Annotated in this window: 6 protein-coding genes; 3 read left to right on the forward strand and 3 right to left on the reverse strand. The window is 68.4% G+C overall.

Going from position 1 to position 6,803, the window contains the following annotated elements; genetic code table 11:
- The 3 genes from AC1DU6_RS15825 to AC1DU6_RS15835 form a co-directional block, all read left to right on the forward strand.
- On the forward strand, positions 1-959 hold a 959-nt coding region (locus AC1DU6_RS15825; protein WP_477858212.1), incomplete at its 5' end, for an EAL domain-containing protein.
- Positions 929-1,264, forward strand: coding sequence for a hypothetical protein (locus AC1DU6_RS15830; RefSeq protein ID WP_457323486.1), 336 nt, complete (start codon positions 929-931; stop codon positions 1,262-1,264). The genes AC1DU6_RS15825 and AC1DU6_RS15830, both read left to right, overlap by 31 nt.
- Before the next feature lie 98 nt (positions 1,265-1,362).
- Positions 1,363-2,931 (forward strand): methyl-accepting chemotaxis protein, encoded by a 1,569-nt coding sequence (locus AC1DU6_RS15835; protein WP_477858214.1) that lies wholly within the window; start codon positions 1,363-1,365, stop codon positions 2,929-2,931.
- Between the two features lie 10 nt (positions 2,932-2,941).
- Here AC1DU6_RS15835 and AC1DU6_RS15840 read toward each other — a convergent pair whose 3' ends face one another.
- From AC1DU6_RS15840 to AC1DU6_RS15850, 3 genes are all read right to left on the reverse strand, one after another.
- Positions 2,942-5,194, reverse strand: coding sequence for a TonB-dependent receptor plug domain-containing protein (locus AC1DU6_RS15840; RefSeq protein ID WP_477858216.1), 2,253 nt, complete (start codon positions 5,192-5,194; stop codon positions 2,942-2,944).
- A 62-nt stretch (positions 5,195-5,256) separates the two neighbouring features.
- Complete coding sequence (locus AC1DU6_RS15845) at positions 5,257-5,706, reverse strand: group I truncated hemoglobin (protein ID WP_457324779.1); 450 nt, start codon at positions 5,704-5,706, stop codon at positions 5,257-5,259.
- Between the two features lie 13 nt (positions 5,707-5,719).
- Positions 5,720-6,610 (reverse strand): DUF3034 family protein, encoded by an 891-nt coding sequence (locus tag AC1DU6_RS15850; protein WP_457324778.1) that lies wholly within the window; start codon positions 6,608-6,610, stop codon positions 5,720-5,722.
- Between the last annotated feature and the right edge of the window lie 193 nt (positions 6,611-6,803).

Here is a 6,803-nt window from a genome sequence, read left to right on the forward strand (position 1 = left end):
CGGCCGAGGGCGTGGCCGCCGAGACGGCCCATGCGCTGGCCGATGCGCTGCGTGCCAGCCTGCCGGCCTTCGGGCCCGGTGTGCAGGTGGCGCTCGGCGCCGTCGAGCTGCCACGCGAGCGGCCGAGCAACGTCTGGCTGGGCGAGGCCGATGCCGCGTTGGCCCGGGCCGAGCACCAGAGCGAGGCGCGTGGTGGCTTTGTCGTCGAAATCGTGGCCGACCCCGGCATTGGCCGCGAGCAGGGCGAGGGCCTGTGGCGTGCCCAGCTGCAGGAGGCCGTCAGCCAGCAGCGTGGCCGCCTGGTCGAGTTCCCGGTGCGTGACCGCGCCGGCCGCGTGCTGCATCTGGAGTGCCCGCTGCAGCTGCGCCTCGATGAAGATTTCCAGCCTGCCACGGCCTGGCTGCCGCTGGCCGTGCGGGCGCGCATGACGGCGCATGTCGACCTGCTCGCCGTCGGTCTGGCCCTGCAGGCCATCGCTGCTGATGGCAAGGCGCGCTGCATCAATGTGGCGCCGGTGTCGCTGGCCGACGCGGCCTTCCTGCCGCAACTGCGCGAGCTGCTGGCRCAATGGCCGCAGCCGGCGCGCTCGTTGTTGCTGGACCTGGCCGAGGCTGCCGCAACCGAGCATTTCGAGCGTCTGCTGGAGTTCGGCCGCCAGCTGCGGCCACTTGGGGTCAAGTTGGGCCTGGAGCATGCCGGCGCTGGGCTGGCGCAGGTCGAGAAGCTCTACCAAGCTGGGCTGGACTACGTGAAGCTGGACGCTTCGGTGCTGCTCGGCGTGGCCGGGGAAGCGGGGCGTGCGGCGTTTGTGCGGGGCATGGTGATCATGCTGCGCAGCCTGGCTTTGAAGGTGTACGGCGAAGGCGTGGTCGATGAGATGGATGCGCAAGCGCTGTGGGATTGCGAGCTCGACGGCCTCACGGGGCCTTGGGTGACGACCAGCCAGCGTGCCGGCTGACGATGTGCGCGCCCAGGCTGGGCCAGGGCCTGCACCTGCGCGGCGCCCAGCGCGCTGCCGTAGATGCGGGAATCCTGCAGCCAGCCGTTGAAGTGCGGGTCCTGGCCGTACTGCGTGCGGCCGAGCCATTTCTGTATCGCGCGGCCGCCAGCGTCACGTGGCCGACTCCCGGCAAGCAGGCAGCCGCCCAATGCCGTGCCGAGGTTCGCCAGGCGAAAACCTGCGAGCAGAGTGACAGGATCGCCAATGCGCAGCATCAACAGATCTCGTGCTTGATGGGGGGTGTTGCGGCGAGAAATGACTGATCCGTGGCATTGTTTGCACCTCATAGCTGTCAAATAAATCAGATATCAGGTCTCTCGGGTAACTTTCGGCATCGCCTTGGCCAACCCGAAGAGCCACCATGAACGTCTCCTCTTTGACCGTCCGCGCAAGACTCATCCTCGCCTTCGGTGCCGTGGTGGCGCTGCTGCTGCTGATCGCGGGGCTCGCCTGGCGGGCTCTCCAAACCGAGGCGGAGGCCTTCGAGGGCTACGTCACAGGCATTGACGCGCGCATGCGCGTCGCCAACGCGGTACGGCTGGCCGTGGACGAGCGCGCCATCGCAGCGCGCAACCTTGTGCTGGTCACGCAGCCGCAGGATCTGGATGTCGAGAGGGCCCGGGTGGAAAAGGCGCACGCCACGGCCTCCGAGCAACTCGGCCGGCTCCAACACATGGCCGAGGCCGCCGACGTGTCGGCCAAGGCGAAGGCGCTGATCGCCGACATCGTCCGCGTCGAGCAGAAATACGCGCCGGTGGCCCTGGGCATCGTCAAGCTGGCGCTGGAGCAAAAGCGCGACGAGGCCGTGCTGCGCATGAACGAGCAGTGCCGTCCCCTGCTGGCCGAACTGGTGCAGGCGTCGAGCGCCTATTCGGACTACACCGCGCAGCGCGCCGAAGAGCTGATTGAACAGGCGCAAGCGCGGGTCAGCAGCCAGCGCAACGGCTTCCTGGCTGTCGTCACCTGCGCCCTGGTGCTTGCCGCCGTCAGTGGCGCCCTCATCGTGCGCAGCCTGTCACGGGCACTCGGGGCCGAGCCGGCGGAATTGAGCGCGGCCGCGACCAAGGTTGCCGACGGCGACCTGAGCCCCGTGGCCGGTAGCGAGCGCGCACCGGTCGGCAGCGTACTGGCATCGCTGGGGGCCATGCGCGACAGCCTGGCCGGCATCGTGCAGCAAGTGCGCGAGGCGTCGGAGTCCATCGCCACCGGCTCAACGCAGATCGCGTCGGGCAACGCCAACCTGAGCCAGCGTACCGAAGAGCAGGCCAGTGCCCTGCAGCAGACGGCGGCCACGATGGAGGAACTGGGTACCACCGTGCGCCATAACGCCGACCATGCCGAACAGGCCAGCGAACTGGCCAAGACGGCGACGGGCGTCGCGGCCCGGGGCGGCGCCGTGGTGAGCGACGTCATCGCCACCATGCGCGACATCGATGCCGGCTCCCGAAAGATGGCCGACATCATTGGCACCATCGATGGCATCGCCTTCCAGACCAACATCCTCGCGCTGAACGCGGCCGTGGAAGCCGCCCGCGCCGGGGAGCAGGGCCGGGGCTTTGCCGTGGTGGCCGGAGAAGTGCGCACGCTGGCGCAGCGCAGCGCGGTCGCGGCCAAGGAAATCAAGGGCCTCATCGACTCCAGCGTGACCCACGTCAGCAAGGGCTCGGCGCTGGTCGACCGGGCCGGGGAGACCATGCGCGACGTCGTCGAAGCCATCGGGCGGGTCAGTGGCATCGTGGCCGAAATCAGCGTGGCGAGCCGCGAGCAGAGCACCGGCGTCGGTCAGGTGGGTGACGCCGTTTCGCAGATGGACCAGGTCACCCAGCAGAACGCCGCGCTGGTGGAAGAGAGCGCCGCAGCGGCTGAGAGCCTGAAGGACCAGGCCGGGCGCCTGGTCACTGCCGTCAGCGCGTTCTCGCTCACGCGCTAGCCGTCTCGGCTCAGATCTTCATCTCCCAGCGCAGCTGCCACTGCACGTAGCTTGGCCCGCCGCTGCGCGACGTGATGACTTGATCGCCCGTGGCGATGACCGAGCCCGTGAAGTAGTCCATCGCCGACAGATTCGTCGCCGACAGCCGCAGCGACTGTTCGGTGTTGATGGCCCACAGCGCGAACGCGTCGACCACCGCCTTGCGGCTGACCGTGGTCTCGGTGATCAGCGTCTGCTGCGTGGTCGTCGATGGCGTCCAGTTCAGCGAGGCGCCCAGGGTCAGCGGCACGGAGCGCAGCCGGTAGTCGGCTCCCAGGTTGGCCGTGCCCTTGGGTTGCCCGTCGATGTGGTTGTTCGGCCCTGGAATGCCGTCGACCTTGGACGTAAAGACGCTGAAGTTGCTGCGCACATTGATGGGCAGTGCACCCTCGAAATACTCATCGAGGCGAAAGCGCGCCTCCAACTCGACACCAGCGGTCGACGCCTTGCCGATGTTCTGCGGGCGAGCCACCCAGCGCTGCGTCGCGGCCCAGGGCACCGTCTCCAGCGCTGTCACGGTGCGCATCAGGTTCGTGATGCGGCGCGCGAAGAAGTTGGCACTCAGCAGGCCGCCCTTGGTCAGGTAATGCTCGTAGCCAATCTCGAAGCCGGTCGCCAGCTCGGGCTTGAGGTCGGGGTTGCCGGCGCGGTCGGGCGTGTTGGCCTGGTGAGGCACCTGGCTGTTGATGGTCGGCCGCGCGATCAGGTCTTGCAGCTGCGGGCTGCGGTAGCTGCGCGTCAGGCTGGCGCGGATCATGTCGCGGCCCTTGTCGTCGAGCTTGTAGCGGGCATGCGCCAGCGGCGTGAAGACGCTGGACTTGTTGCGCGCGTCGTAGGTTGCGGCGCTGGACTTGGTGGTGATGCCCTCCCAGCGCAGGCCGGCGTAGAAGTCCCATTGCTTGCCAACGTTCCACTCGTCCTGGGCATAGGCCGCCACGCGCACCGAGGACGCATCCAGGTCGTCGCCGAAATCGTCCAGCCCCGGCTGGGGCGCGCCGTTGACCAGGGTCACGCGGTTGGTGTGCCGTGTTGTCCCTTCGCCCTCGATGCCGCTGACAAGAGCATGGTCGCCGCCCAGGTTGTGCGAGATCTTGGCCAGCGCACTCCAGTTGCTGTCGCGGCTGGTGTTGTTGTCGTCCTGCAGCCGCGTGGCCGCACCGGCCAGGCGTTCCTGGCGCACGCTGTGGCTCTCGCCACGGGCGCGGCCGATGCCGCCGCGGGCCTCGACCCGGGTGTCGCTGCTCAGCTTGCTCTGCCACTGCGCGTTCAGCCGCGCCATCGTGAAGCGGTTGTCGCCGTCGGTGTCGGCCTGGTCGAAGAAGCCGGGGGGCAGGGGATTCGGCTGAGGCGTCGTCGTCTGCAGCAGCTGGGTGTTGCTGCTGGACTTGGTCGAGACGATGAAGGGCTGGATGGCCAGGCTGTCCGTCGCGTTGAGCTTGAACTGCACGCGGCCGGTCAGGTTCAGCGCGCTGCGCTGGTCTTCGGTGCGGCCGCGCGAGGTCAGCAGGCTGTCACTGTTGCTCGCGACGGAATGGGTCAGCGTGTCGTTGATGATGTCGTCGACGCGCTTGCCCTGCATCGCGTTGACGGTCAGGTTGTAGGCATGGCCCTCGCCGAAGTTGTCGTTGCGCGTCCAGCTGATGCCGGGGCTGATCTGGCCGCGCTCGGTGGCGAAGCCGGCGCGGAACTCGTTGAGCTTCTTCTTCAACGCCTCGCGCAGCACGATGTTGATGGTGCCGGCCACGGCACGCGTGCCGTACTCGGCCGTGGGTGCGCGCAGCACCTCGATACGCTCGACCTGCTCGGGCGGCAGCTGGTCCAGCGAGAAGCCGGGCGGCATGCGCTCGCCGTTGACGAGGATCTGCGTGTAGCCGCCGCCCATGCCGCGCATGCGGATGTCGCCGCCGCGGCCCGGGCGGCCGCCGGTCGTCACGCCGGGCAGGCGCTTGATCATCTCGCCCAGCGTCGAGTCGCCGAACTTCTCGATCTCTTCGCGCGTGATGACGATCTTGCTGGCCGTGGAGGCTTTGCGGATAGATTCGTCAGTGGCGGTGCCCGTGACTTCGACGCGCTTGAGCTGCTCGGACTTGGCGTCGGCGGGCTTGGGTGCCGGGCGAGCCGGCGCGGAGGCCGCCGCATCGGGTGCGGCGGGGAACTGCGCAAGGGCAGGCAAGCTGCCGCAGGCCRCCAGCAGGGCGGCCGCGGATACACGGGTGAGTTGCATGGCTGGCAGTGTGCCGCGCGGGCCCGGCCGCCTTGTGGCGCCGCGGTTAACGAAAGAATTCTTTACCGACGTTGCTGCGTTTCAGTCACCGTGGTGACGATTTCGCGGTGCATCGGCGCCAGCCTGGCCAGCATGCCGTTCTGCGCGCTGAAGGGAATGCCCTTGGCATCCATGGCCTGCTGCAGGATCTCCACCAGCGCATTGAAGTCGCGCCGGGCGATGTCCAGGTCCTGGTGCACCAGCTTCATCGGCACGCCCTTGTAGACGCAGGGGCCGCCGGCCTCCTGGCAGAGCTGATCGGTCAACTGGGTCGCCAGGTTTTCGCGATTGGTGTTCTTGAAGAAGGGAGCCGTGCGCGGGTCGGTCAACAGGCGCGGCACGAAGTCGTCCATGACCGCGCGGATGCCGGCCTTGCCGCCCCAGGCCTGGTAGACGCTGTCGTTGGCGGGGGGCGTCTGCGCGAACGCGCCAGCGCAGGTGAGCAGCAGGCAGGCAAGAACGGCGCGGGCCATGGGGAACTCCGGGTCAGAGCGCGAACTGCGCGGACAGATAGCCGCCGGTCTGGCGCTTGGGCTGCACGGCCGGCGCGATGCGGCCGAGGTCCACCCAAGCGGCGGTCAGCGAGACATGCTTGTTCGGCGCCCAGGCGATGAAGATGTCCTTCCAGTCGTCTTCCTTCAGCGCGCCCGCGCCCAGCACCGACTGGTTCAGGTTGTCCGGCTTGGCGCGAAACTCGACGCCGACGGCCAGGTTCTTGGCCAGCAGCTTGGCGAGCGAGAACTCGGGTTGCAGCCGGTAGCCCTTGCCCTGGGCACCGCCGAAGCCCAGCAGCCCATTCTGGTTGGCCTTGGTGGCGCGCAGCGTCAGGTTGACGAGCACGCCGTCGGCCAGGACGAGCTTGGTGGCGCTGGCGTAGAAATCGGTGCCCGAATCCCTGGCGCCGAGTGGCCCGAACAGCGTCGGGCCGAGGTTGCCGGCGTGGGTCTTCTTGTGCTCCAGGCCGATGGCTATCTGCGGCATCAGCGTGTCGCTGTCCAGCACGGCGTCGCCCACCAGGCGCAGCTTCACGCCGAGGATGTTCTGCTTCAGGTGCAGGCCGTCCAGGCCGAGGGGAGCGAGATTGCTTTCGGTGTCAAAGTCCTGCCTGGCCAGCGAGACCTCGATGCGGTCGTGGAAGGCGATGGCCGCACCATAGGTCAGCAGGCCGTAGTTGCCGGTCTTGGCGCGGGTGAGGAAGGCGGTGGCGCCGACTTCGCCGGCCGTGGCATAGCTGCCGGTCACGGCCCAGGGCGTCAGCCCGCCGCCGGCGGCGCCGTCGATGCTGGACACGCCGCCGGTCAACAGCAGCTTGCCGGACTGGGCAAGGGCTGAGGTCCCCAGCAGGGCGGCGGCAAGCAAGACAACAGGTCGGCGCATGAAATCTCCGGCGGCAATGCGGGGCCGCCTCACTCTACGCACAAAGCCCGCCGACTGGATGCAGACCGCTTGCGGGCTAGACTGTTCGCCCCGTTTGCCGTGAACTGTTCCCTGCCATGACCGCGATCTCCGATGTCCAGCTGCAACCCCTGCTGCAAGCCGTGGTGGACCCCGGCAGCGGCCGCCCGCTGGG

This window comes from Roseateles sp. P5_B10, assembly GCF_056400485.1.